Here is a 25712-nt window from a genome sequence, read left to right as displayed (position 1 = left end):
TATAATATTACTTAAAAAGCTACCTCAAAATAATTCTGAGATAGCTTTTAACTTTATTCATATTTTATTTTAACCTAGTACCATTTTCATCTTGCTCTATAAGTCCTTTTTTCATCAGTGCCCCTAAAGATCTCTTAAAGGCATTCTTGCTAGCCTTAAAATATTTTTTTATATCATCTGGATTAGACTTATCATTAAATCTCATTGAACCTTGGTTCTTCTTTAAGTAGCTAAGAATAACCTCCTCTAATTCTCCCATTTCCTCAAGACGAGGTTTTCTTGTGGTGATTTGAATTTTACCATCATCAAAGTATTTCTTTACTCTAGCCTTTATTTTATCACCAATGGAAATGTCGTCATAACATTCACTTTTTAATATAATTCCTCTGAATGTATTGTCTATAGCTACAACTAAATTTCCATTAGAATGTTTTCCATAAACTACGCCTTCTACCTCTTCTCCAACATTATAATGAGTAGTATCATGTAAGTATCTATCTACTCTAGTTGTTGCAGCTATTCTGTTAGTTTTATCTACATATAGATAAAATAAATATTTTTTGTCTACTTCTAATTCAACGGGTGCTTCCCTAAATGGAACTAATATATCCCTTTCTATACCTATGCTAATAAAGTATCCTATTCCAGTCTTATCTACTACTTTTAAGTAAGCTAACTCTCCTACTTGAGCTTCTACTGGCTTCATAGTAGCTATAGGTCTGTCCTTAGAGTCTCGGTATACAAATACATCTACTTCATCCTCTACGCCTATTTCACCCACTATATTTCCCTTTGGTATTAGTATGTCTTCAGAAGTTGTCTTTCCCTCTGCATCTAAATAATATCCAAATTCACAACTTCTTGATACTTTAAGAGTATTAATTTTTCCTAATTCTATCATTTATTTTCTCCTATCCACTTTTAAAACTTTGCTTATATTTATAATTGACTCCAATCAATATATTTATTAAGCTTATCTACAAATTTTATTAAATATTTCTCTTCTAATTCTGTAAATGTGTTAAATTCATAACTATCTATATCTAGTACTCCATAAACCACATCATCTTTTATTATTGGAATTACTATTTCAGAATTTGATGCCGAATCACAGGCAATGTGTCCTGGAAAATCATGAACATTATCTATTCTTTGAATTTTCTTAGTTGCTACTGCTGTTCCACATACGCCTTTTCCTATAGCTATTCTATTACAAGCTGGTAAACCTTGAAATGGCCCTAAAACTAGCTCTTCATTTTTTACAAAGTAAAATCCACTCCAATTTAATTTATCAAAAATAGCATATATAATGGCAGATGCATTAGAAATATTTGCATATATATCTTTTTCCGAACTTAACTGGCCTTCTAAGAGGATTAACATGTATTTATATTTTTCTTCTGTAGTCATTTTTTTTATTACATCTAACTTTATCAAAACTATCTCTCCTAGCATAATTTTATTATCTAAAACTACATAAAATTCAAATTGCTTATTATAAGGCTACTTGTATTGCTTCAATAGCATTATTTCACTCTTGAATTTCTTTATGCTCTCTTCCCATATTAACATAATTCTCAGCTGAAGACTTTATAGATTTAATTTCTTCTTCTGTTAACTCCCTTACCACCTTAGCAGGGCTTCCTATACATAATACTCCACTTGGGATTATTTTGTTTTGAGTTACAAGGCTTCCTGCTCCTATAATTGTATTATCTCCTATTTCAGCACCATTTAGTATTATTGATCCCATTCCTACTAACACATTATTTCCTACATTACACCCATGAATTATGCAGTTATGACCTATGGTAACATTATCTCCTATCCTAGTTGATATTCCAAAATCATTATGTACTGTAGAATTTTCTTGAATGTTAGTATTTTTTCCTATACTGGTGGTATCCATATCACTTCTAATTACCACGCTATACCATACATTAGTATTTTCTCCTATAGTTACATCCCCTATTACCGTTGCATTTTCTGCTATAAAACATGTATCATCTATAATTGGTGTATTCCCTTTAATTGCTTTTATCATTTTCCATCCATCCTTTATACTTGAAATTTCCATAATTTTCATTCAACCATTTTAATTTCTTAAAACTATATGAACACAACAATAATTATTATCTTTTATATAAGGTAATGATACCATAATTTAAAAGTCTATTGTGTAATAATTTATTTTTTCCTATTATTCATCACCTAATTACTGAATTATGTATTTATTTTTCCATATGTATTATGAAATTATATTAGTTTGTAATAATTTTTATAACTTTGTCATAAAATTTTATTAGTTAATCAGTTGAAGTGGTTAGGGTACTGAAATCTACTTAATTTAAGGCTATTTTCAGGTGTGAACAAGCACAGTTTAATGGAAATTTCAATAGTTGTAAGAAAAAAAATTATATAATATAATACAACATATAGTGCAAAAGCACATTTCGGACACAATATATAGTATATGAAGTATTTAGGGGGTGACTTGCTAATCATAACAGTGTGATTAGCTTTTATAATGAAGAGTATTAACAATATAATAAAAAGATACTACACAAAAGAGTTAGAAACTAATAAAGATTTGACAGTATACGATTTATTCCAGTGGAAAAAAGTTGACGTAATTTTAAAAGACTATAAAAAAGGTACCATTCTCGTAGATATGAAGGACTTAGAATTTCCAATTCACTATTCACAAAATGCTTGTGATATAATTGCTTCTAAATATTTCAAAAGAGCTTTAGTACCTAATGAAGTAGGCTATGAAAATAGTCTTAAAATGGTGGCACATAGATTAGTTAATTTTTGGTGTGCATCTCTAAAGGATGAAGGTTTAATAACTAATGATGAGGAGTTTACAATACTTTATGATGAATTAGTTTATTGCTTCTTAAATCAAATGTATGCACCAAATTCACCCCAATGGTTTAATACTGGATTAAAGCTTTCTTATGATATAGCTGGTGAGCATCAAGGTCATTTTTATTATGATGAGAACTTAAAAAAAGTTGTTAAAAGCGTAGATAACTATACTAGAACTCAAGCTTCTGCTTGCTTTATTTTATCTATACAAGATAAACTTTTAGGACCTCATTCAATTTCTGAGCAATATGTAACAGAAACTAAACTATTTAAGGGTGGTTCTGGATGTGGAACTAACTATTCAACTCTTAGAGCTAAAGACGAAAAGCTTTCTGCTGGTGGAATTTCTTCAGGTGTTATGAGCTTTTTAAAGGGCTTTGATAGAAATGCTGGAACTATAAAATCTGGTGGTACTACAAGACGTGCAGCTAAAATGGTTTGCCTTGATATAGATCACCCAGAAATTAGAGAATTTATAAATTGGAAGGCTAGAGAAGAAGATAAGGTTCGTGCTTTAGGTAAAATGGGCTATGATGCTTCCTTTGAAGGCGAAGCTTATGAAACTGTATCCGGTCAAAACGGTAATAACTCTATAAGATTCAGCGATGAATTCATGAAAAAAGTTGAAAATCTATCTGAAAATCCAGATGAAGTAATAACTTTAAAGGGAAGAATAGATGAAAAAATTAATAAGGATGTTAAAGTTAGTGAGCTATGGGACGAATTCAACTTAGCTTCATGGCAATGTGCTGACCCAGCACCTCAATTTGATGATACCTTCAACGCTTGGCATACATGTCCCGGTGGTGAAGATGGAGACCTTGGTGCAAAGCATAATAGATTAAATTCTACTAACCCATGTGGTGAATATGCTTTCTTAGATGATACATCTTGTAACTTAGCTTCAATTAATATATATAAGTTCTATAACAAGGATAGTAAAGTATTTGATTTAGATGGATATGTTCATATGGTATCTTTGCTACAACTTATGCTTGAATCTTCTGTTCACTGGGGTCAATTCCCAACAGAAGATATTGCAAGAAAAACATATATGTTTAGAACAACAGGTCTTGGAATTGCAAACCTAGCTTCTCTTCTTATGGTAATGGGTTATGCTTACGATTCAGAAGAAGCTAGACAATTAACTGCTTCTCTAATTGGAGTGCTTACTGGAGCTTCTTACGTTACTTCTGCCCTTATGGCTGAAAAAGTAGGACCATTCGAAAAATATGACATTAATAAAGATGCAATGCTTAGAGTAATAAGAAATCATGGAAGGGTTGCAGGAGCGCTAGATAGTGAATACGAAGACCTTCACTATAGCCCTGTGGAAGTTAATCATGAAATTCTTAAGGCAGAAGGTAATACTGAGCTATCTGAACTTTTAAAAACTCTTTGGCAAGAAGCTGTAGAGTATGGTGAGAAATTTGGATATAGAAATGCTCAAGTATCTGTAATAGCTCCAACTGGAACAATTTCATTTGCTATGGATTGTGGTGCTACTTCTATTGAACCATACTTCTCCCACTTTGTTTATAAAAAATTATCCGGTGGTGGATTTATGACTATAGTAAATCCAATTATAGAAGATGCCCTTGATAACCTTGGATACTCACAAGATGAAATTAAAGACATAGTAGATTATATTCTTAGAAAAGAAATGGTTAATGAAAATGGATATGAGTATGAAAAAATTATAGATGGTAAAATTGAAGGAGCTCCTCATCTTAAAGAAGAACATATTCACATTTTTGATACAGCAAACAAATGTGGAAGTGGTGAGAGATATATTAAGCCTATGGGACACGTTCTAATGATGGCTGCCATCACACCTCTTATATCTGGTTCAGTTTCTAAGACGGTAAACCTACCTAAAACAGCTACTGTAGATGACTTTAAAAAGGTTGTCCTTGATTCTTGGAACCTTGGGGTAAAAGGAATATCTCTTTATAGAGATGGATGCAAAGCTAGTCAACCTTTAAATACAGTTTTAGAAGAAGAAAATGATGCAGATTTAGAAAAGCTAACTTATGAAGAGCTTTTATCTAAAGCTAAAGAACTACAAAATCAAACTACTTCATCTACTGTATTTACTCGTGAAAAACCAATTGGTATTAGATTTGGAACTACTCATCCTGCTCAAATAGATGATGTTAAAATATACACTACAGTTAATAGAAGAACAAATGGGGAAATTTCTGAAATTTATATAACTACAGATAGAGAAGGAACTATAATAACTGGACTCTTAAATTCTCTTTCTAAATCTATTTCTGTAATGCTACAATATCACGTTCCTGCAGCAGATATTGCTAAAATGCTTAGAGGCCAAAAATATGAACCTTATGGCTTTGTGCAAAAACATCCTTACATTAAGCATGTTAGCTCCATCTCTGACTTAATCAGTAAAGTTATAGATATTGAGCTTGGTGACTATTCTCGTTGCCAAATTAAACCTAACCCTAAGGATATGGTAAAACCAATAATTCATAATAATGAAGTATCTACTACTTCTATTGACCATGGGAAATCAGAAATAAAAGGTGAGCGTATTTACTCCGAGGTTTGTTCAAACTGTTCAAGTACAAACTTAGTGAGAAATGGTACATGTAAGGTTTGTCAAGATTGTGGAACAACCACTGGATGTAGCTAAAATTATACATGATAACTAAAAAGCCAGGCAAATTATTGCCTGGCTTTTCCTTGGTTTATATACTACACTATTTACTTGACTTAAGTAATGAATTTACTTGTTCTGTCCAATATCCTACAAATTCTGCCATGGCCCATTCTGCCATAACTATCTCCTCATCACCATTTAAAGAAATAGTTAACTCTGGTGATTCACTGATTTTTCCATCTTCTATTTTATATCCATATAAACTTGATTTTGTCTTTATTATAGTCATATTTTTATTAGGGGACGATAATGCATCCTCCGCTGATGGAACCTGATTTTTAATTCCTTGCCATGATGTAAATAGCCTATCATACCTAGCTACATTCTTAGATACTTTTAAAGGAATATTTATATTATTTTCAATACTTTCATCCTTTTTACTATGAACAGTATAAATCTGCCATCTTCCTTGATTTCTTTTGATAGAAACATCTGTAAACTTATTTATATCTTCTATATGAAGTCCTTGTGCTTCATTATTAAACTTAGTTATATTTTTCTGTTCACTAATATTTCCTAAGGAAACTGCTCCTTTACCTTCCATATTCATAGTATCAATTAAATATGTCCCTACCTTTTCTGCCCTATGATCTTCTCCTTGTTCATGAATTTTAATACTTATATAATCATTTCCTATAAAATTTATCTCTTTAGATACATTTATATTTGGTTCTTTACTTACTTTTAGATCAGCTTGCTTTTCAGATGGATTGCCACTTAAAAATACAAATTCTATATTATCCTTATAATTGTTTTCAATATATTCTCTATGAATTGAAACCTTGAAAAATCCATTTTTACGTGGTAAAAGTAGGAATGGAACCTCTTTACTATATATTTTTTTACCATCATAGGATATCCAAAGAGTTTTATATGTAAATCCCTCATCAGTTTTATCTTTAATGCCTATTAATACTCCATTACTAATTTTCTCACTATCTGCTATTTCATCTACACCGGTTTTTTCATTGATATTCTCCATGGGTTTATCATCTATTTTTTCAAGATAAAGTAAAACATCGTCCTGTATTACTAATATACCTTTATCTATAACAATAACTTCCTTTAAATATGTATTTTTAGATGATATGGTTACAACTTCTACTTCCTTAGTATCTTTTAAATAATCAGGTATAAAGCCTATAGTATTATAAATGTATTGTTCACCATTTACTAATTTAGCTTTATAAGTTATGTTCTTGTATGCCTTATCAAACATAAATACTTCTTCATTACTAAAACTCACTTTGCTGTCTAACAAATTACAATTAAATACTTCCTCTTCTGTAATTCCCACATAATTTTTAACTTGCCATTGTCCCTTTAAAATAGAATCATTATTTGGTTTCTTTACTTCTATGTTAAATTTATTACAACCAGTAAGAATAAGTGCTAACATAAAAGTTATCAGTATTCTTATTAATCTTTTCATCTCATATCTCCTCTAGGTAACATTATAATAACCTCTGTACCCTTTTGTAATTCACTATCTATCTTTAAAATTCCGCCATGCTGAGTTATAATTTCTTCACATATAGAGAGTCCTATACCATTGCTTGCATTTATATTTCTTCCCTTATAAAATTTTTCTTTAACATGAGGTAGTTCATCTTTAGAAATTCCATAGCCATAATCTTTAATTGATATAGTTAAATATTTTTCATCTTCTACTAGCTTAACTACTATTTTAGAATCATTAGGTGAAAACTTTATAGCATTATCTAAAATATTTATTAAAACCTGTTTCATTCTATTTTTATCAACTTCTATAGGTTTAACCTGTAGTTCTTCAAATATGACCTCTATTCCTCTAGACAGTAGTTTAGGTTCTAATTGTCTTAATATATCTTGAGTAAACTCACCTATACTTATCACTTCTTTTCTTAAAGTGATTTTACCTGAAATTAACTTTGAAAAGTCCAATAATTCTTCTACTAGATAAGTTAATCTTTCAACCTCTGACTCTATAATTTTAAGACCTTCTCTTACTTCTTCTTTATCTTCTAAATCTGAGGACTCTAACACAATGGCCCATCCCTTAATAGAAGTTAGAGGTGTTCTAAGTTCATGGGATACAGATGATATAAATTCATTCTTTAGTCTTTCATTTTTTAGTATCTCCTCAGACATATAGTTTAGAGTATCAGCTAAACTTCCTATCTCATCCTTAGAGTAATTTGGTATACTCTCTTTAAAGTTACCCTTAGCCATCTTTTCTGCTCCCACAGAAACTAGTTTTAAAGGCTTCATTATACTATTAGAAATAAATAAACTTATAGTAGACGAAATAGAAATTACTAGTATACCTAATAAAATTATTATAAACAATATTTCCCTTATGCTTTTATCTATACCTTCAGTAGAGGCGCTAAATCTCAATATTCCATCTACATCTGTATCAAAAGAAAGTGGATATGCTACACAAATAATCTTTTCATTATTATTTTCATTTTGATATATATTAGCTTCCCCTTCAGTATTACCACTAGCTGCTGCTTTAACTTCTCTAGTTAATATTCTGTCCTTTGAAATATATCCTGAAGAATCCATCATAACATTACCTTCTAAGTCTATTATTTGAACTCTACAATCCGTATTACTCCAAAATGTATCATTATCATTAAATATATTCTCTTTTACAGTATTGGAGGACAAGTATGTATTATAAAAATCTGATGATATCTTGATTTGGCCATATATAGTATCCTCTAGATTTCTATAGTAATATCCTTTGATAGCTATGTAAACCATAATTTGAACTATGAATATGGTTATAGCTATTACAATTATATTACTGCTAGAAATCTTAGTTTTTAAGGATTTCACTTAATCTTCCCTCCACTTATATCCTGTTCCCCAAACAGTTTCAATATATTTAGGTTTAGATGAGTTATCTTCTATCTTACTTCTAATACGTCTTATATTTACATCAATAATTTTATTTTCCCCTATGTAATTATAGCCCCACACCATATCTAGAAGTTCATCTCTGCTAAAGGCCTTGTTTGGATTTTCCATAAACATTTTTATAAGCATATATTCTTTAGGGGTTAATTCTATCTCTACTCCACTTTTATATAGTACCTTACTATCCAAATCTATTTTAAAAGCTCCAGATATAATTTCTCTACTCTTAAGACCATTTCCTAGTTCCATTCTTCTAAGTAAAGATTTAATAATAGCTATAAGCTCTAATGGGTTGAAGGGCTTTATAATATAGTGATCTGCACCAAACTCTAATCCCATAATTTTATCTCCATCTTGCGCTCTAGCAGTAAGCATTATTATTCCCATCTGTGGATAACTTTTCTTTAAAATTTCACACACTTTATATCCATCAATTCCAGGAAGCATTATATCAAGTATTACAATATCAGGGCTCTCTTTTGCAACTTCTTCAATACCAAGTTCTCCTGTTTCTGCTTCTACTACCTGAAAGCCCTCTCTCTTAAGGCTTATCTTTACAAACTTTCTTATATGTTCTTCATCTTCAATTAATAATATTTTCTTCATTATATTCACCTCTAATGTACAAAAGCACCAATAGTAAAATAAATTAACATCGGTGCTTCTTGTTCGTAATTCTTATTTTCTCTTTAACTATTCTTCCTTATCATTACTTTCTTCATACTCTTCTACATCTACAATAGTAGAATCGCTATAGTCTATATAAGATTCTGAGTCTGGAGTTACATTGGCACTATTGCTACCTTGTGGCCTTCCATTCTCATTAGAAGAATAAAATTCGTTAGTTTCCTTTTTCACCTTATATTTTAAGTACATTATACTAAGGGTTATTATAATTACAATCCCTAAAATAAGCCATAAAATTCCTTTGAATACAATTCCTAAAACTCCAAAAATCAATGGAGAAAATATAAATAACAGTATACATACAAATATAACTTTTATTAATGTTTTCATCTCAACACTATTCATAAATTCTAATTCCTTTCTATATGTATCAATTAAATAATTAATATACTATCTGATTTTAAAATTATTATCTGCTTTAAAGGTAAATTTAAAAGCCCCCGTTTACATTTAGTATTTCCCCTGTGATATAGCTACTATCCTTACTAGCTAAAAATACAGCAGCTCTTCCCACTTCTGATACACTTCCAAATCTCCCCATGGGTATTTCCTCTGTTAATTCCACTCTTTCTTCCTCTTTCATCCACATGTTCATCTTAGTTTCGATAACACCCGGTGCTATGGCATTTACTTTTATATTACTTAATGCTAGTTCCTTAGCTAAGGCCTTTGTAAAGGAATTTATAGCTCCCTTTGATGCAGAATATAAAACTTCGCAGGCAGCTCCTTCACCTCCCCAAACTGATGATATATTAATAATGCTACCTTCTTTTCTTGAAATCATATGATTAACTACAGAGTTTGTAGTATTAAATACTGACTTAAAATTTACAGACATAATTTTATCAAAATCTTCTTCAGTGTCATCCATAAATAGTCCTATTTTAGAAATAGCTGCATTGTTTACTAATACATCCACTCTGCCCAATTTCTCTAGAGTATATTCTATTAATTCCTTAGAAAAGTTATAATTACTTACATCTCCTTTAAATAAAGTACAATAATTTCCCATGGAACTAATTTGATTTAAAGTCTCCCTTGCACTTTCATCATCGTTAAAATAGTTTAGTACTAATATTGCTCCTTCTTTAGCAAATTCTAAGGCTATTCCCTTACCTATACCTCTTGTTCCTCCTGTAATTACTACCACTTTTCCCTTTAATTTCATTTTCATACCTCTTAAAACTTCTTTAATTCCCATTGTAGTTATTTTAACATTTGTTTTTTTATAGCACTAGTTATATGTACTGAAAATAAATTAATTTAAATAAATGTTAATATATTTTACATTTACTTTAATTAGTTCATTTATTAACTATAAAATTAATTTATTTCTTGTATTTTTTATTATATTTAAATATAAATCCTCTTTATTATTATATCATAATATGGTATGATAATCATGATTTAATAGTAAAGGGGGGTCTTTTTCATGGCTTATAAAATAGTAGATACTTGCATCTCTTGTGGTGCTTGCGAATCTGAATGTCCAGTTAGCTGCATAAGTGCAGGAGATGGATTATACGTTATCGATGCTGATTCTTGTATCGAATGTGGTGCTTGTGCTAGCGTTTGCCCAGTTGGTGCTCCAGTTCAAGACTAATTGAAATAAAAAATAGATGNNCATCTATTTTTTATTTCAATTTTTTATCTTAATTTTTTATTTTAATTTACTTATAGCATTAGTGTCTCTAATAAATATTAACCCATCAAAGGTATCTATAGGCTTTAATTTCATATAATAATCTTCTTCATACCCATTATAAAAAATAATGTTATGCATTAGTATTGAAGATGATAATATTTTTTTAACATCCTTATCCTGTGATGAAGATTTAAAATCTATAAAACTATTTGATATTTCTGTAAGGTTAAATATATTAGAAAACATTTGAGGATTTCCTTCTTCTATATTATAGATTTCATACTCACTACCTACACCACTACTGTCTATAGGATACGCTCCAAAACTACCTTGATGAAATTCTAATGCTAATGAATAATATTTATCTTTATACATCTCCTTTAAATTATACCCCATGCTTTTATAATCTTTAGAAATATTGCTTATATGTTGATTTCCACTCCAAAGAACTATTTTATCATTTCCATTTTTACTCTCACGATCTAGAATCCATTTAATATTATCAGCTAATAATTTTCCTTCCATATTCAAAGCTTCTTTAATGTTATGCTCTGGTCCACTGTATATGGCTAATTCTATGCTTTTCAAGATAGTCTGAAGATATTTCGAAGCCTCTTCATATTTCTCTTCTGAGGTACTTTTTACAAGTTTCTCTTTATTTTCATTAAATATATTAATTAGAATTTCAACCTTTTCTTGTTCTCTTCTTAACTCACTTGTAGGTATATTTCTAACGGGTCTTCCTCTTACTTCATCCAAATCACCATCAAACTTCTTGTATAGATCTTCATCAATATCTCTTAAGTAATTTATTACAAAATTTGAACTATCTTCAGCATTAGTAACTTGAATACCGTAAAACTTAATTTTTTCCTTATGATTAGAATCTTCATTATACTTTCTCATCCATTCTATTAACTCCAAAGACTCCACCGTTGACCAAGAATAACCTCCATTTATCTTTGTTTGTCTTACTATATTTTCAGCATTTCCTTCCCCATTCAATATATAATTATTAATTAATTCAGTTCTTCCAAAATCCACATCCATAGCAAAGGTTCTATACCCCATTTCCTCTACTAAAAATTCCAGCATACGATGCTTAATTTGAAAAAACTCTTTTGTTCCATAGGTTGCCCCACCTAAGGCTATAATTTGTTTATCCTTAAATATATCCTTAAATTCCTTTAAATCTTCAAAGCCATTGCCAACCTCCACAGTGTTTAAAGGAACTAATTTTTCTTTTATAATTTCAGCCTCCTCATTAGGACTAAGTTTTCCCCAAAATAATCCTACGCATACTAGTCCGAGAATTATTATAACTGAAATTATTAATAATACCTTATTTCCTCTTTTCATCTTCATATACCCCCTAAATACCTATTTTAACCCTTAACTCAACATTTTCAACTTATGGTTACATATATATTATAGCAAATTTTAGAAATATTTCAATATTTATCTAGGTCATCTTAGAGTAATGGACAAAATTCTTCTTATTTTTAACTATATATCATAAATACAATAAAAAATCAGTAAATCCCCCAATTGAAATTTACTGATTATATAATTAGTCTAGTATATTACCAAAGCCTTCCCCTAAAACCTCATGGACATTATGGGTTATGATAAAAGCACATGGATCCACTTCTTTTATAAAATTTCTAAGCTTAATAAACTCCTTTTTACCCATTACAGTTATTAAAACATCACTTTTTTCTAAATTGTATGCTCCTATAGCACGATAAATAGTAGCACTCCTACCTAGCTCTTCAATAATAAACTTTCTTATCTCTTCAGTTTTAGAACTCATTATTTCGATTCTCTTAGTTATATTAAGTCCATCTATAACAAAGTCTACCATGGAGCCATTTATTATAACACCAAGTAAAGCATACATCCCTGTAGTAGCTCCAAATGCTATAACTGCAAGTAAGGTTATACTAAAATCTATAATTAAAAGTCCTTTTCCAATTTCTAAATGAGCATATTTGTTTAATATTTTAGCAGGTATATCCGTTCCCCCTGTAGATGCATTCCTATTAAACACTATAGCCATACCTATAGCCCCAATTAATATACCAAAAATTAAATTTATAAGTATATCCTGTGAAATAGGTTTACTAATAGGTGCTATTTTTTCTAAAAGGGATATTATTACTGAAAGCATAAGGCTAGAATATATAGTTTTTGTTCCAAATGCCTTTCCAATAAAAATAAAACCTATGACAAAGAAAAATATGTTCCCTATAAGCATTATAATACCAATACTAAGGTTAGGAATATAATGGTTTATTATCATAGCGAGCCCAGTAAGTCCTCCAGCTGCTAAATTGTGTGGAACTAGAAAAAAATGAATACCTATAGCTATTAAAGTTAATCCAAAAGTTATTATAATATAATCTTTTATTTCCTTTTTCAAACCCATTCCTCCTCAACTCACCCTATTGATTTTTGTAAAAACTATCTTATGTTTTTCAATTTTATGTTAACTCTCTTTATTTAATCATATATCAATAGATAAGTTATTACAATATCTCTCTTTTTCTTATATATGTTTCACTGTTTAAACACTTATATACGTAAAAAACTACTACTATAAAATTTAACCGAACTTAATCAGAAAATTTCATAATAGTAGCTTGTTCTTTATATTTACTTATAGTATTTTTCTTTACTTGCAATGAAATGTAGCACACTCTGTTTCTCTTGGCTTACATGCATGGTCTCCAGAAATACAAATTTCTGAAGCATCACATTTATGGTTTTCGTTATAAACACAATTGGTAGCTTCACATCCTACTACCATTTCTGGATTAGGTCTTTGATTACTATTTGACATAGCTCCGCTTTTTTCTGCAAAACTATCACAACAAGTAGATGATTTATGAGTAGCTTCTCTTCCACCTACTTGAATAGAATCAATGCAGCAATAATAATCATTATTATATGCACAACTACATGCATCACATTTTAATTTAGTCATAAGAATGCCTCCTAAAGTTTATTTCAATAATATTGTTTCAATTTAGTAGGCAAATTATTCTTACATAATTTTATTGTTCTTTTACTTTATCTTTACAAATACGGAAAATTGAATTTCTGTAGACTCTATATGGTCATAATTTAAATCCTTACGACCAGAAAAGTTATCAATTTTTATTTTAATTTTAACTTTATCTGTTTCATCTTCAAATTGCATATCTTCTACAGGTATGGAGTTTGTTTTATTAACACCATATTTATCTATTATCCTATTAAAATACTCATTTAAATTTTTATTATATATCTTTTTACCTTTCTCTAATATCTTAAGTTCATTAGATGCTTTATTATAGTCAACTGTAATTCCATAAGAATTCTTATTAGCAGCACTTTGATAACTTATAATGTTAAAAAGGTAATCATAGTCCTTTATTTCTATAGGCTCTGATATTTCTTCACTTATAAAATAAAAATGTTCATATCTACTTTCATAATTTAAATTAGAATAAGTTATTCCTAGTACCCTCTCTGTATCACTTATAGTAAAATTATCTGGCAAATATTTAATATCCTTTAATTCATGTTTTCTATTAAAATAATCCAAAATACTATTGAGTTCTATTTGATCACCTTTAGAAACTGGATCTATAGCTTTAACTATTTTACCATTTTCAATCATATTATTTTTTATAAGGAACTTTTCAAATCTTTTATTTTGACTATACTTAGATAAATTATAACTACTCAAAGGTCCACAAATTGATATAAAAGTAATTATAGTAAGAGATATTGGGAGTATAATATTTTTTACTTTCTTAATTATTGAGTAATATATCATTATTCCAAAGACCCAAATCCCTAGTGCTAAAACAAAATATCTATTTTCAGTTATTCCATAGGCATTAACTCTTATTCCCATAGAAATAAACATAAGTACTATAAGAGGAAGTATTGCCTTTGGAAACATCTTTACAAACTTGCTTACCCAAGGACTATTTTCCTTTACTGGTGAAGTTAAAAACAAGGTTCCTGCTGATATTACTCCATACCATAATACTAAATGAGAAACTAATCCTTCAGGCCACTGTCTAGTAATAATTATCTTAGCAAAATATATATATAAGATTATTGTGTATATAGAAATTAATGGCATAATTATATAAATCATTAATATTTTAAACACCTTTGGATACTTTTCAACCTTTATAACTTCTTCCTTTTCTGGGATTCCTCCAAGAAAGAAGCATTGTGCAAAAACTCCTACAACTATAAGCCATGTATAATAATATATCTCATATTTAACTTCTATTCCAAAAAGATAATCTACGGTGAACAATATTGCTATTAATCCTAAATATAAAACTATAGAATATAAAACTGTTGTAAAAAATCTTCCTAAAACCTTTATTACATACATCTCAAAACTTCCATCCTTATAAATATATGGAGTAAAAAAGAACCCTGTAATAAATATTATAATAAGACCAACATATCTAGTAATCTGAACCATATTTAAATCTCCAAGACAAAAATATCCGTAGACTGCTAAACAAATAGCTGCAATAATATAAATTAGATATTTAAACTTCTCATTAGATTTATTTCTTCTTTCAAAATATAATTCAATGCAAATATATACTGGAATACCAAGTACTAAAGTCATCACAACACGTCTTAATTCCTCGTCACTTCCAATACTTTCTCCCATATAGATTAAAGTTATAACTGCAGCTATAGATAAAAATATGGGTATAGGAAATCTTTTTACTGAATCTTTTATAGAATTTTTCCATCCATTTACCAAAATTTTAATATACAATAATATGCCCCCCTTTATTATAAAATTATTTTTCTATGTTTTATAGTTACCTTTAGATAACTATTTATGTACCACTGTAAATTACACCCATTATACCATATCATCTAAATTAAAACATTTATCTATTACACATAATATTATCATATATGTAAAGAATATTCCTATTAAATATAAAGGAGGTGACCTTTAGTTTGAAGCCCATTGCTTCTACTAAAGAACTTAATGTTTATTCCTAAAAGAATATTATTTGAAAAAGGATCCTTGGATTATGAAATAGGCAAAAATATTTATAACACTTTTAAGGATAATAAAAATATTGAAATAATAAAATTAACTTCTAATAAGATTAAAGAGCGAATTCCTGGTGAAAATTTGCATAGCTTTTATAGTGAAGGTAAGAATACCCTAGTTGTGGGTATAAAAAAAAGAAGTAAATTTCAATCCTGTAAACCTTCTGCTAATTGGCAGTTACCCCTAGTGTCCGGTTGTATTGCCCATTGTCAGTATTGCTACTTAAATACAAATCTAGGTGATAAACCTTATATAAAGATTAATGTAAATATAGATGATATTCTAAATCAAGCAAATGAATATATTAAAGAAAGATTACCTTCTAAAACTTTATTTGAAGGTTCTGCCACCTCTGATCCTATACCTATAGAACCTTATACTAATAGTTTAAAAAAAGCTATAGAATTCTTTGCTAATAGCGATCATGGACTATTTCGTTTTGTTACAAAGTTTAATGATGTTGATAGTCTATTAGATATAGATCACAAGGGACATACAGAAATTCGATTTACTCTAAATACAGATAAAGTAATCAGTGACTTTGAAAATAGAGCCGCTTCTATAGATAAAAGAATAGAAGCTAGTGTAAAGGTGGCTAATGCTGGGTATCCTATAGGTTTTATTATTGCGCCAGTATTTCTTTATGAAGGTTGGAAAAACGATTATAAACAACTTTTATTAAACCTTAAGGATAAGCTTCCTGATAACTTAACTACTCCTGTTACCTTTGAAATAATATCTCATAGGTATACTCCTAGAGCAAAAAATATAATTCTAGAAGTATTTCCTGAAACAACACTTCCTATGGTTGATGAGGAAAGAAAATATAAATATGGACAATTTGGATATGGTAAATATGTATATACAAAAGAGCAGTTAGAAGAGATGAAAGAATTTTTTAGTTTAGAAATTGACTCTATATTTAATAATAAAGTTATAAAGTATATAATATAATGTTAAATGCAAAAGCCAAGCTATATTACCTTATATAACTTGGCTTCTTTAATGTTATAAAATTGTTTTTATATCTTTTGATTTATTCTATGTTTATATATTATTTAATTAATTTCAGCAAATTCTTCTAAGGTTATTCCATCATTATAAATCTTTTCTGACATTTCACTACCCACATATCTCACATGCCAAGGTTCATAATTATATCCTGTTATATCTTCTTTTCCCGACTCATATCTTACTATAAATCCATATTTATATGCATTATTAGCTATCCAATTAGCTTCTGGACATCCTTCAGATATCCATCCAGAACTAGTTGCTAAATCCATAGCCTCTCCTAGTTGATGCTCACTTGCTCCAGGCTTTGCTACATATTTATCTGAATAAGATTTTCCTTGGGTTTCCACATTATATTCATATAAACTTTTTTGTGTTTTGTAAGATCTATAGCCTGATAAACCACATAAGTAAACCCCATCCTTTGAAGCAGCATCTACTAGTTCCTCTAAAGCCTTAGCAGACTCCTTTGTCATATATCTTTCTTCTTCTGTGGATTCTGGTAAGAATTCTATATTTACTGAAACTAAATCCTTTGGCTTATAATCTGATGTTAAAGCATAATTTTTATTTACCACTACTTTATCATAATCATTAATAATAAAATATCCCTCTGATTTCAAATGAAATTTATTGATTAAATAATTTGTAGCACACATGCCTAATATAACTATTACTAGTAACTTCAATATAACTCTTCTTGCTTTTCTAACCTTTTTCTTTTTTCCCATAAGACCATCTCCTTAAGTTCATATACTTATTTTAAACCTTATGAGATTATTATTTATTACTTAAAGCTTACAAATTTATTACTTATTTATTAAGACATGAAATTTAAACTATTCTCCTTCTTTAGTAAACCAACCTCTACTATTATTAGCTATTCTAACAAGGGTAAGCATCACAGGTACTTCTACTAATACACCTACAACTGTAGCTAATGCAGCACCTGATTGTAATCCAAATAATGAAATTGCTACTGCTACTGCTAATTCAAAAAAGTTACTTGCTCCAATCATTCCTGCTGGTGCTGCTATAGAATGTGGCAACTTCCAAAGTTTTGCCCAAATATAAGCTATTCCAAATATAAGGAAGGTTTGAATTATAAGTGGTACTGCAATTAATACTATATGAACAGGATTATTTAAAATAGTATCACCTTGGAAGGAGAATAATATAATCAAAGTCAGTAATAATCCTATTATAGTAACATTATCAAACTTCTTTAAAAATACATTATTAAAATAATCTATTCCTTTGTTTTTAATTATTAATGTTCTAGTTATAAATCCCAGTGCTAATGGTATAACTACAAATAAAACTGTTGATAATACAAGAGTTTCTATAGGTATAACTACATCTCCAACACCTAGTAAAAAAGCTACAATAGGAGCAAATGCAATTAAAATAATCAAGTCATTAACTGCTACCTGAACTAAAGTATAGGAAGGATCCCCTTTAGTTAAGTGACTCCAAACAAATACCATAGCTGTACATGGTGCAGCTCCTAAAAGCACTGCTCCAGCTAAATACTCCTTAGCAAGTTCTGGTGCTATTATGCCCTTAAATACTATAAAGAAGAAAAATGCTGATATAGCATACATTGTAAAAGGTTTAATAAGCCAATTAGTTGTACAAGTAACTATAAGTCCCTTTGGTTTTCTAGTGGCATTAATTATACTTCCAAAATCAATCTTTAACATCATAGGGTATATCATTAACCATATAAGTATAGCCACAGGTATTGACACATTATAATACTCAAACTTATTTAGAGTATTAGGTATCATAGGCAAAAACTGACCAACCAATATTCCCACTACAATACAAAGGGCAACCCATAGAGTTAAGTATCTTTCAAAAACACCTAACCCTTTTCCACTATTTTCTTTATTATTACCCATAAGATAAACCTCCTATAATTCAATTTCTTTATTTTTTATTCTCTTAGCTAAATTTTTAATTTTTTCTTCAACAATTTTAGCAGTTTTAATAAATTCTTCATCTGACTTTCCAGTTGGATCCTCTAATCCCCAATCCTCTATATGCTTTCCGGGTAAAATAGGACATACAACATTACAACCCATTTTAATAACTATATCTACCTCAGGTATATCTCCTAGCAGTTTAGATTTCTGAGTCTCATTCATATCAATGTTATATAGCTCATTTATTATTCTAACCGCATCTTGATTTATTGTAGGTCTTAGTTGGGTCCCTGCAGAATAACTTTCAAAAACCTCTCCTTCATATAACTTTCCTAAGGCCTCCGCCATTTGAGATCTACAAGAATTGTGAACACATATAAATGCCACCTTTAGTTTCATATTAACTCCTCCATTCTTAATTGGTTAGTGTATGGTTTTCACACTTTTTATTTTAAAAATATCTATATATAACATGGATTTATTTACATCTACACTTTTCTTTTTCTTTGCAAATACACTCCTCTTTATCTGTTGTAACACTTGTTAAAAACAATATTAATTTATTACAATTAGTATTATTTAAAGAATAATGACTCCACAGTCCATCCTTTCTACTCTCAACAAGACCACAATCCATCAACACCTTCATATGATGTGAAAGAGTTGGTTGTGTAAAATCAAAATGTTCTAGAATATCACATGCACATCTTTCCCCACAGGATAATATGTCTACTATTTTTAACCTATTTGGATCAGATAATGCTTTTATAATTTTTGCATTTTCTTCATAATTCATTTTAACGCCTCCTTATATAGATAACTGTCTATGTTTATAATATAGACCATCACCTATATAGTGTCAATATGCTTATTTAATTTTTCTCCCTGTGCTAGATTTATTCTTAACTATGTAGAATGATTTATTTGTATAATTAAAAATAAGTAACTAAATTTAATATCTAGTTACTTATTCTAAAACTTTTACTATATAGATTTTTTTATTAACTCTACTATTTGTTTAGTAGATAAAACTTGTCCCATAGCCTTTGGTTTACCATTTATCATGAGAGTAGGAGTAGTCATAACTCCTAATGAAATAATATCTACTAAAGATTCAACCTTAGTGACATCAGCTTCTATCCCTAACTCCTTTAAAGCTTCCAAAGTATTATCATAAAGTTTAGTGCATTTAGAGCACCCTTCTCCTAAAACCTTAAATTCCATATGAACTCCTCCTAAAATTCAAAACTTTAATTTTTAAGTTCCATTTTTTCTCCTACAATTTCATTCCAATTATTAATTATAGGCTTTATTATATTAGGTCCTATTTTAGATATAAACACTAGTTGTGAAACTTCCTTTGGTTCACATGGCTTATAATCTATATTTTTTCCTACCACATCTATTTGTTGCCATCCATCATTTAAGTTAAAGAAGCCTTTTATTCTATAGCTATACTTCTTTATAGAATTTAAGAATTCTTCCATTTTATTTTTGCTTACAACACTACTAAAATTCATAGTTAAGCTTTTTGGCTTATTTTCCACAGTATTTGTAGACTCTTCTCCTTCAGCCCACTGATTTACTAATAGATCCTTATCTAAAAAGTCCATACTAAACTCTCCAAAGGAACAAGTTTCTATATCACACTTTGGATTTACCAGTCTAACTTCTTTAATTACGTTCTTTAGCTCTTCCTCTTCAATTAAATCTACCTTATTTATGATAGCCATATGACAATGCTTTAATTGACGATTTACTGTTTCTAAATCTTCTAATTGCTCTCTAAAGTTCATTCCATCGATTAAGCATAATACTCCCTTTAAATCATAGGTTGTTTCAGGTGATAAAACCTTTACACCTTTAAGTATCTCTTCTATATTAGATGGATCTGCTAGGCCTGAACTCTCTACAAAGACATACTCTAAATCCTGTTTACTCATTTCAGCTAAAGCTTGAGCAAAGGATATTTTTAAACATGAGCAAAAGATAGATCCCCTATTAATCTCTACCATCTCAATATTATCTCTTTTAAGTATAGTTCCATCTATGCCTAGCTTCCCAAATTCATTTTGTATAACTCCAACCTTATTTCCTTTTAACACATCTAATAGCCTTAAAAGTACTGTAGTTTTACCTGAACCTAAAAATCCAGTTAATACATATAAATTAATTTTTTTCTCCATGGTTTGCCCTCCTGTAGATTAATAATATAAAGAAATATCCTTAGATTTTTTAGTTCTTAGAGTTTAAAAAACTTCTCAATTCAGTAATTCTCTCTGAATTTAATGTATATTTCATCCAAGAGCCATCCTTGTTACCAAGAACCAATCCACTATCTGTTAAAATCTTCATATGATAAGATAAGGTAGGTTGAGTAATATTAAAATTCTCAAGAATTTTACATGCACACAATTCCTCTGATTCTGTAAGCATATTAATAATTTTTAGTCTAGTCTCATCTGCCAATGCTTTAAACATTTGAACATATTCTGCATAATCATATTTCATAAAATTCTATCTCCTAATCTTCTATTTATAAGTATTTTATATCCCTATTATATCCTTCATATAGATATTTGTCTATATGACTTTTTAATCTCAATTATTACAAATCCTAAAAAACAATATGTGATTCCATTAAATGCAAATAGCTATCTCTATATAAGTTTTTAGTAATTTTGAGATATCTAAATTTCTTAAATCCTAAATTTACATTGTATATGTATTTTTCCCTAATGATTTAGATAAATATAACTTTTCATCAGCTTCTTTTACTAAATTATATATATCCTCTTCATTAATTATTCTAGTAATTTCTATACCTATACTAACAGTTATTCTATCGCTAACTTGTGAACATTCATGAATAATATTAAGTTCCCTAAGATGCTTCATAAACCTTTTTATATTTTCAATAGTCTCTTTCTCATCCAGCCTAGATATTATTGAGAATTCTTCTCCCCCATACCTGCAGACTACATCCTCATTAAATATATCTTTCAAAGCTTTTGATACTACTTTTAAAATCTTATCTCCTTGAACATGCCCATAGTTATCATTGTATAGTTTAAAATCATCTATATCTACCATTAGAAACGTAATAACTTCTTTATTCTGACAGGCTTTTAATAATTCCAAATGCATAAATCTTCTATTATATGTATCCGTTAAAAAATCTCTCTCACTTATTAGTTTTAGCTCCTTATTTATTATAGATATTGCATTGTTTCTTATACCTAATACAAATACTGTAATAATTAAAAATATATTTATAAACTTACACAGACTTTCTTCTTTGATGAATATTATACTAACTAATAGTAGCAATGGAAATAGTACTATTAGTTTTTTTTTATATTTTCCTAACTTCATAAAAACTACTCTTATCGCTCCTCCCCATTCTGGGTAAAGTATGATAATTTTCCTCTCAACTATTTCTGTAAATAATGATTTTGCTCCGTCATAACTTTAACCTACAGATTAAACATTCGTACAATAATACTAAATCATTAGACTAAAAATTTAAGCTTTAGTATATCCTATTACTATGCATCTATAAAAATAGACAACCATAATTTCATATTGGATTGCCTTCTAAATATATTGTAGCAATATTTTCATTAGTTAATTATGTTATCTAAGTAATTTTATTTTGTATAAATATTATCCTTAATATTTATTAAGTTAAAATTTTATAGTTAGTATTTATTCTAACATTTGAATAAATTATTTATTCTACCGTTTTTCCATTTAGTCTATAGTATATTTTTATCATTTGTTTATATAACTTTTAATCTAAGAGATCCTTCAAACTAACCTCAAGTGCAATAGCCAAACTATTTAGAGTTTTTAGAGATGGCACTGTTCTTAAATTTTCAATATCAGATAAGTATGTGTTAGATATACCTGATAATTGAGCCAATTTATTTTGATTTATGCCCATTGATTTTCTAATAAATTTGATTTTTTTTCCTATTTCCACTCTATCACCCCAAACACTATTTTACGCTAATAAAGTAAAAAATCAATAGTTTTATGATTTTTTTACTGTCTATACATATTTTTTGTTCGTTTACTTATACTAATACTTAAACTATAATTTTATTATAAAAGTACGTAAATAACGTACTTTATTGGAGGTATATATATGAATTCAAGAAAAAAACTTAGAGACCTTAGAAAATCTAAAGGATTAACTTTAAAAGAATTATCTACTAAAACAAATTTATCAATATCGTTTATAAGTGATATTGAGCACAATAGAAGTAATCCTTCTATATCTACTTTAAAAATACTTTGTAATGCTTTAGATGTACCTATATCCTATTTATTAGAAGATGATAAAACTCCATCTAATTTAATATGTACTGATTTAGATGCAGTATTATCAATGCTACTAAATGACTTCTCATCTTGGAGTTATGATGACAAAATAGAACTAATCTGCTATCTAAAAGCTAAAAAACATGTTCGAGAAGCACAAAAAAAGATATGAATATATAAATTTATATAAATAATTTTAATACTATTTAATCAAATTAAACTTTAAATCTAATTTATGTTATTACTTAATTTATTTTATATTATTTATAACATCCATCCCGTATTATGGCTTTTTTTGTAATATTTGTTTCATTTTTCTTCATTCCATTATATAATTGAAACATAATATATATTCTTAAATAGGAGTGATTGCTGTGTATAATAATCTTTTCAATAAAACACACCTAAATCAAGAAACTATAGATGTATTAATCCCTATTTTAAATGAATTTGATGATTGTATATGGATAAAAAATATAAATGGAGAATATCTAGCAGTCAATAACGCATTATGTAATCTTCTAGGAGAGGATAAAAATACTTTATTGTATAGTAACGGTCTTGATATCTTCGACTACTCTAGTTTTAAATTTGTCATTAAAGATGATTTAAATGTTATTAATAAAAAGAAAAAAAGTATTATGAATGAATATTTATATATAAAAGGTAGAGAAGTTATTTTACAAACTCACAAAATTCCCATTATAAATTCGGACAATAGTTGTTACTCCTTTTTAGCTATTGGACAAGTTATTAATACAGATGAACTATACTATAACAATTTTATTATAGACAATAAATATAAAACACTATGCAATCTAATTACTGAAAGTGAAGAAAAACGTGAACAAGTTTCTTATGAAGAAGTTCATGAATATCTTATGGATATATATGAAACCCTAGACATAAATGGTACAAGCCTTTGGATCTATGATGATTCTAAAAAAATGTTAATAAAGCAAATGTCACTAGGAGTTACTGAAAGCATATCTGGCAATGATACCTTTTCTATAAGTGATTTCTATAAAGACGAATTAATAAATATTTCTACTAAAATAAACTCACCCACACCTTTAAAAAACTGTGAAAATTTTTATTGTAATAATGGTTTTTGTCAAAACTATAAGTATTTTCTTAAAGATAATTATATAATTGTTATACCTATAGTCTATAATAACTCCAGACTTCTAGGTGTTTTAAATTTATATTATAATGAGTCATTTGACACAGAATCTAATGCTAAATATATTGTAAGGACTTCTAAGCGATTAGCCTTATTACTAAAAAATATATATTTATCTACCCAATTGACAGATCAGTTACAAAAAAAGATTAAACTTGAAAATGAATTGAGTAGATTTCTTAATATAGCAGTTGATTTATATGCGATTATAGATACTAAGGGATATATTAAAAAAATAAGTTCTAATATACCTTTCATATTGGGCTGGGACTTTAATGATTTGAAAAAAATTCCTATTCAGACACTAATAAAATCAACAAATAATAGTATAAATTTCAAAGATATTTTGCATACCTATAACAAAAAATTTTATGGTGGAATATGTGAAGTAAAATGCAAAAACAATTCTTTCAAATTAATTGAATGGTATTATTATCACCAACAAGAAACACAGGAAATATTTATTACGGGGAAAGATGTAACTAGCTTTTCAAAACTTGAAGAAAAAGTTGCCTCTTTAGAAGAAAAAGTAGAATGTGAGAAATTTAAAACAGATTTTCTAGCAAATATCTCCCACGAATTTAAAACTCCTTTAAATATAATATTAGCAAGCATTCAGTTAGAGCTTAATGGTTATAATAGTATAAATGATAATAATAGTATTTACTATAATCGTCTTAATATGATAAAACAAAACTCATATAGACTTCTTCGATTAGTTGATAACCTAATTGATGTGACCCAAGTTGATAGCACCAATATAAAGCTATACAAAGAAAATGTTAATGCTATTACCTATTTTGAAGATGTGGTGAACTCAGTTTCTCAATATATAAAGAAAATGGGTAAAAATATAATATTTGATACTAATGAAGAAGAAGTATTTCTGGATTGTGATCCTGAAAAAATTCAAAAAGTAATTTTAAATTTAATTTCTAATTCCATAAAATACACAGAAGTTAATGGCAACATATGGATTACACTAACAACTAACTGGGATGAGCATAGACTATATATTTCTGTAAAGGATGATGGTGTAGGTATACCAAAGGATAGTTATGATATTATATTTGAAAGATTTAAACAGGTGGATAATTTATTCATAAGAAGAGCTGAAGGAAGTGGAATAGGATTACCCTTAGCAAAATCCTTTATCGAACTTCATAGTGGCGAAATATGGGTAAATAAGACTATAGACAAAGGTTCAGAGTTTATCTTTTACTTACCTACAACCTCTGAAAAAGATAGTAAAATTAATTATTTCTATAATAAAGTTATAGACTCTAGAGGTGAGAGACTTAAGATTGAATTTTCAGACATATATTCTTATCCTAATTAAAATAATTTACAAAGAATAAAAACAAAATGGGATC

The 25712-nt window shown here is 28.5% G+C and carries 26 protein-coding genes; 5 read left to right on the top strand and 21 right to left on the bottom strand.

Annotated features, from left to right (window positions below; genetic code table 11):
- Nucleotides 1-64: 64 nt before the first annotated feature.
- The 3 genes from B2P65_RS02180 to B2P65_RS02170 all read right to left on the bottom strand — a co-directional run bounded on the left by B2P65_RS02180 (nucleotide 65) and on the right by B2P65_RS02170 (nucleotide 2044).
- Nucleotides 65-901: a CvfB family protein gene (locus tag B2P65_RS02180; RefSeq protein WP_346879515.1), complete on the bottom strand. Its 837-nt coding sequence runs from the start codon at nucleotides 899-901 to the stop codon at nucleotides 65-67.
- A 38-nt stretch (nucleotides 902-939) separates the two neighbouring features.
- Nucleotides 940-1437, bottom strand: coding sequence for a GAF domain-containing protein (locus B2P65_RS02175; RefSeq protein ID WP_346848548.1), 498 nt, complete (start codon nucleotides 1435-1437; stop codon nucleotides 940-942).
- Between the two features lie 94 nt (nucleotides 1438-1531).
- The gene (locus tag B2P65_RS02170) at nucleotides 1532-2044 is read right to left on the bottom strand and encodes a gamma carbonic anhydrase family protein (RefSeq protein WP_346848698.1); all 513 of its coding nucleotides are present in this window, start codon (nucleotides 2042-2044) and stop codon (nucleotides 1532-1534) included.
- 483 nt (nucleotides 2045-2527) lie between these two features.
- Here B2P65_RS02170 and B2P65_RS02165 point away from each other — a divergent pair, with 483 nt between their 5' ends.
- Nucleotides 2528-5527: a vitamin B12-dependent ribonucleotide reductase gene (locus B2P65_RS02165; RefSeq protein ID WP_346879514.1), complete on the top strand. Its 3000-nt coding sequence runs from the start codon at nucleotides 2528-2530 to the stop codon at nucleotides 5525-5527.
- Nucleotides 5528-5594: 67 nt separating this feature from the next.
- Here the strand turns inward: B2P65_RS02165 and B2P65_RS02160 are convergent, their stop codons facing one another.
- From B2P65_RS02160 to ymfI, 5 genes are all read right to left on the bottom strand, one after another.
- A complete protein-coding gene (locus tag B2P65_RS02160) occupies nucleotides 5595-6986 on the bottom strand; it encodes a hypothetical protein (RefSeq protein WP_346879513.1) in 1392 nt (463 codons plus the stop codon).
- Nucleotides 6983-8380 carry a HAMP domain-containing sensor histidine kinase gene (locus B2P65_RS02155; RefSeq protein ID WP_346879512.1) on the bottom strand — a complete coding sequence of 466 codons (1398 nt, stop codon included), beginning with the start codon at nucleotides 8378-8380 and terminating at the stop codon, nucleotides 6983-6985. The genes B2P65_RS02160 and B2P65_RS02155 overlap by 4 nt, the downstream gene beginning before the upstream one ends.
- Entirely contained in the window at nucleotides 8381-9067 is a 687-nt protein-coding gene (locus tag B2P65_RS02150; RefSeq protein ID WP_035133134.1) for a response regulator transcription factor, read from the bottom strand.
- Between the two features lie 87 nt (nucleotides 9068-9154).
- Nucleotides 9155-9493 carry a hypothetical protein gene (locus B2P65_RS02145; RefSeq protein WP_346848544.1) on the bottom strand — a complete coding sequence of 113 codons (339 nt, stop codon included), beginning with the start codon at nucleotides 9491-9493 and terminating at the stop codon, nucleotides 9155-9157.
- Between the two features lie 85 nt (nucleotides 9494-9578).
- Nucleotides 9579-10316 (bottom strand): elongation factor P 5-aminopentanone reductase, encoded by a 738-nt coding sequence (gene ymfI, locus B2P65_RS02140; RefSeq protein ID WP_346848543.1) that lies wholly within the window; start codon nucleotides 10314-10316, stop codon nucleotides 9579-9581.
- Nucleotides 10317-10580: 264 nt separating this feature from the next.
- On the opposite strand from ymfI, the gene B2P65_RS02135 reads away from it, so the two are divergent.
- The gene (locus tag B2P65_RS02135) at nucleotides 10581-10751 is read left to right on the top strand and encodes a DUF362 domain-containing protein (RefSeq protein WP_035133140.1); all 171 of its coding nucleotides are present in this window, start codon (nucleotides 10581-10583) and stop codon (nucleotides 10749-10751) included.
- Between the two features lie 57 nt (nucleotides 10752-10808).
- Here B2P65_RS02135 and B2P65_RS02130 read toward each other — a convergent pair whose 3' ends face one another.
- The 4 genes from B2P65_RS02130 to B2P65_RS02115 all read right to left on the bottom strand — a co-directional run bounded on the left by B2P65_RS02130 (nucleotide 10809) and on the right by B2P65_RS02115 (nucleotide 15597).
- A complete protein-coding gene (locus B2P65_RS02130; protein ID WP_346879511.1) occupies nucleotides 10809-12152 on the bottom strand; it encodes an erythromycin esterase family protein in 1344 nt (447 codons plus the stop codon).
- Nucleotides 12153-12363: 211 nt separating this feature from the next.
- Nucleotides 12364-13221: a YitT family protein gene (locus B2P65_RS02125; protein WP_346877750.1), complete on the bottom strand. Its 858-nt coding sequence runs from the start codon at nucleotides 13219-13221 to the stop codon at nucleotides 12364-12366.
- 246 nt (nucleotides 13222-13467) lie between these two features.
- Nucleotides 13468-13779, bottom strand: a complete 312-nt coding sequence (locus B2P65_RS02120) for a DUF1540 domain-containing protein (RefSeq protein WP_150846074.1) — start codon at nucleotides 13777-13779, stop codon at nucleotides 13468-13470.
- An 81-nt stretch (nucleotides 13780-13860) separates the two neighbouring features.
- Nucleotides 13861-15597 (bottom strand): DUF4153 domain-containing protein, encoded by a 1737-nt coding sequence (locus tag B2P65_RS02115; RefSeq protein WP_346879510.1) that lies wholly within the window; start codon nucleotides 15595-15597, stop codon nucleotides 13861-13863.
- A gap of 222 nt (nucleotides 15598-15819) precedes the next feature.
- Between B2P65_RS02115 and splB the strand changes: the two genes are divergently transcribed.
- Nucleotides 15820-16842, top strand: a complete 1023-nt coding sequence (gene splB / locus B2P65_RS02110; protein WP_346848539.1) for a spore photoproduct lyase — start codon at nucleotides 15820-15822, stop codon at nucleotides 16840-16842.
- Between the two features lie 104 nt (nucleotides 16843-16946).
- Here splB and B2P65_RS02105 read toward each other — a convergent pair whose 3' ends face one another.
- From B2P65_RS02105 to B2P65_RS02065, 9 genes are all read right to left on the bottom strand, one after another.
- Nucleotides 16947-17633 (bottom strand): M15 family metallopeptidase, encoded by a 687-nt coding sequence (locus B2P65_RS02105; protein WP_346877748.1) that lies wholly within the window; start codon nucleotides 17631-17633, stop codon nucleotides 16947-16949.
- A 108-nt stretch (nucleotides 17634-17741) separates the two neighbouring features.
- Nucleotides 17742-18806: an ACR3 family arsenite efflux transporter gene (arsB, locus tag B2P65_RS02100; RefSeq protein ID WP_346867429.1), complete on the bottom strand. Its 1065-nt coding sequence runs from the start codon at nucleotides 18804-18806 to the stop codon at nucleotides 17742-17744.
- 12 nt (nucleotides 18807-18818) lie between these two features.
- A complete protein-coding gene (locus B2P65_RS02095) occupies nucleotides 18819-19229 on the bottom strand; it encodes an arsenate reductase ArsC (RefSeq protein ID WP_346848536.1) in 411 nt (136 codons plus the stop codon).
- A 79-nt stretch (nucleotides 19230-19308) separates the two neighbouring features.
- On the bottom strand, nucleotides 19309-19626 hold the full coding sequence (locus B2P65_RS02090) for an ArsR/SmtB family transcription factor (protein ID WP_346848535.1): 318 nt from the start codon (nucleotides 19624-19626) through the stop codon (nucleotides 19309-19311).
- 188 nt (nucleotides 19627-19814) lie between these two features.
- On the bottom strand, nucleotides 19815-20054 hold the full coding sequence (locus tag B2P65_RS02085; RefSeq protein WP_346848534.1) for a thioredoxin family protein: 240 nt from the start codon (nucleotides 20052-20054) through the stop codon (nucleotides 19815-19817).
- Between the two features lie 26 nt (nucleotides 20055-20080).
- Nucleotides 20081-21016 (bottom strand): CobW family GTP-binding protein, encoded by a 936-nt coding sequence (locus tag B2P65_RS02080; RefSeq protein ID WP_346848533.1) that lies wholly within the window; start codon nucleotides 21014-21016, stop codon nucleotides 20081-20083.
- Between the two features lie 49 nt (nucleotides 21017-21065).
- Nucleotides 21066-21341, bottom strand: a complete 276-nt coding sequence (locus tag B2P65_RS02075) for an ArsR/SmtB family transcription factor (protein ID WP_035133162.1) — start codon at nucleotides 21339-21341, stop codon at nucleotides 21066-21068.
- Between the two features lie 201 nt (nucleotides 21342-21542).
- Complete coding sequence (locus tag B2P65_RS02070; RefSeq protein ID WP_346848532.1) at nucleotides 21543-22205, bottom strand: GGDEF domain-containing protein; 663 nt, start codon at nucleotides 22203-22205, stop codon at nucleotides 21543-21545.
- A 418-nt stretch (nucleotides 22206-22623) separates the two neighbouring features.
- The gene (locus B2P65_RS02065) at nucleotides 22624-22815 is read right to left on the bottom strand and encodes a helix-turn-helix transcriptional regulator (protein WP_346848531.1); all 192 of its coding nucleotides are present in this window, start codon (nucleotides 22813-22815) and stop codon (nucleotides 22624-22626) included.
- 165 nt (nucleotides 22816-22980) lie between these two features.
- Between B2P65_RS02065 and B2P65_RS02060 the strand changes: the two genes are divergently transcribed.
- On the top strand, nucleotides 22981-23328 hold the full coding sequence (locus B2P65_RS02060) for a helix-turn-helix domain-containing protein (protein WP_346848530.1): 348 nt from the start codon (nucleotides 22981-22983) through the stop codon (nucleotides 23326-23328).
- Nucleotides 23329-23530: 202 nt separating this feature from the next.
- A complete protein-coding gene (locus tag B2P65_RS02055; RefSeq protein WP_346879509.1) occupies nucleotides 23531-25678 on the top strand; it encodes a PAS domain-containing sensor histidine kinase in 2148 nt (715 codons plus the stop codon).
- Nucleotides 25679-25712: the final 34 nt, after the last annotated feature.

It is taken from the genome of Clostridium sp. UBA3061 (genome assembly GCF_002367465.1).
In the GTDB taxonomy this organism is placed as follows: Bacteria; Bacillota; Clostridia; order Clostridiales; family Clostridiaceae; genus Clostridium_J; species Clostridium_J sulfidigenes.
Note: the sequence above shows the minus strand (reverse complement) of the source record. Positions and strands in the feature narration are given on the sequence as shown.

Excerpts from the sequence above, each read along its gene's own strand:
- B2P65_RS02090 (WP_346848535.1), bottom strand. The coding sequence starts at position 19,626 with ATGAATTATGAAGAAAATGCAAAAATTATAAAAGCATTATCTGATCCA.
- B2P65_RS02180 (WP_346879515.1), bottom strand. The coding sequence starts at position 901 with ATGATAGAATTAGGAAAAATTAATACTCTTAAAGTATCAAGAAGTTGT.
- B2P65_RS02085 (WP_346848534.1), bottom strand. The coding sequence starts at position 20,054 with ATGGAATTTAAGGTTTTAGGAGAAGGGTGCTCTAAATGCACTAAACTT.
- B2P65_RS02150 (WP_035133134.1), bottom strand. The coding sequence starts at position 9,067 with ATGAAGAAAATATTATTAATTGAAGATGAAGAACATATAAGAAAGTTT.
- B2P65_RS02120 (WP_150846074.1), bottom strand. The coding sequence starts at position 13,779 with ATGACTAAATTAAAATGTGATGCATGTAGTTGTGCATATAATAATGAT.
- B2P65_RS02125 (WP_346877750.1), bottom strand. The coding sequence starts at position 13,221 with ATGGGTTTGAAAAAGGAAATAAAAGATTATATTATAATAACTTTTGGA.
- B2P65_RS02130 (WP_346879511.1), bottom strand. The coding sequence starts at position 12,152 with ATGAAAAGAGGAAATAAGGTATTATTAATAATTTCAGTTATAATAATT.
- B2P65_RS02070 (WP_346848532.1), bottom strand. The coding sequence starts at position 22,205 with ATGAAGTTAGGAAAATATAAAAAAAAACTAATAGTACTATTTCCATTG.
- B2P65_RS02105 (WP_346877748.1), bottom strand. The coding sequence starts at position 17,633 with ATGGGAAAAAAGAAAAAGGTTAGAAAAGCAAGAAGAGTTATATTGAAG.
- arsB (WP_346867429.1), bottom strand. The coding sequence starts at position 18,806 with ATGGGTAATAATAAAGAAAATAGTGGAAAAGGGTTAGGTGTTTTTGAA.
- ymfI (WP_346848543.1), bottom strand. The coding sequence starts at position 10,316 with ATGAAATTAAAGGGAAAAGTGGTAGTAATTACAGGAGGAACAAGAGGT.
- B2P65_RS02075 (WP_035133162.1), bottom strand. The coding sequence starts at position 21,341 with ATGAAATATGATTATGCAGAATATGTTCAAATGTTTAAAGCATTGGCA.
- splB (WP_346848539.1), top strand. The coding sequence starts at position 15,820 with ATGTTTATTCCTAAAAGAATATTATTTGAAAAAGGATCCTTGGATTAT.
- B2P65_RS02080 (WP_346848533.1), bottom strand. The coding sequence starts at position 21,016 with ATGGAGAAAAAAATTAATTTATATGTATTAACTGGATTTTTAGGTTCA.
- B2P65_RS02160 (WP_346879513.1), bottom strand. The coding sequence starts at position 6,986 with ATGAAAAGATTAATAAGAATACTGATAACTTTTATGTTAGCACTTATT.
- B2P65_RS02170 (WP_346848698.1), bottom strand. The coding sequence starts at position 2,044 with ATGATAAAAGCAATTAAAGGGAATACACCAATTATAGATGATACATGT.
- B2P65_RS02095 (WP_346848536.1), bottom strand. The coding sequence starts at position 19,229 with ATGAAACTAAAGGTGGCATTTATATGTGTTCACAATTCTTGTAGATCT.
- B2P65_RS02135 (WP_035133140.1), top strand. The coding sequence starts at position 10,581 with ATGGCTTATAAAATAGTAGATACTTGCATCTCTTGTGGTGCTTGCGAA.
- B2P65_RS02165 (WP_346879514.1), top strand. The coding sequence starts at position 2,528 with ATGAAGAGTATTAACAATATAATAAAAAGATACTACACAAAAGAGTTA.
- B2P65_RS02060 (WP_346848530.1), top strand. The coding sequence starts at position 22,981 with ATGAATTCAAGAAAAAAACTTAGAGACCTTAGAAAATCTAAAGGATTA.
- B2P65_RS02145 (WP_346848544.1), bottom strand. The coding sequence starts at position 9,493 with ATGAATAGTGTTGAGATGAAAACATTAATAAAAGTTATATTTGTATGT.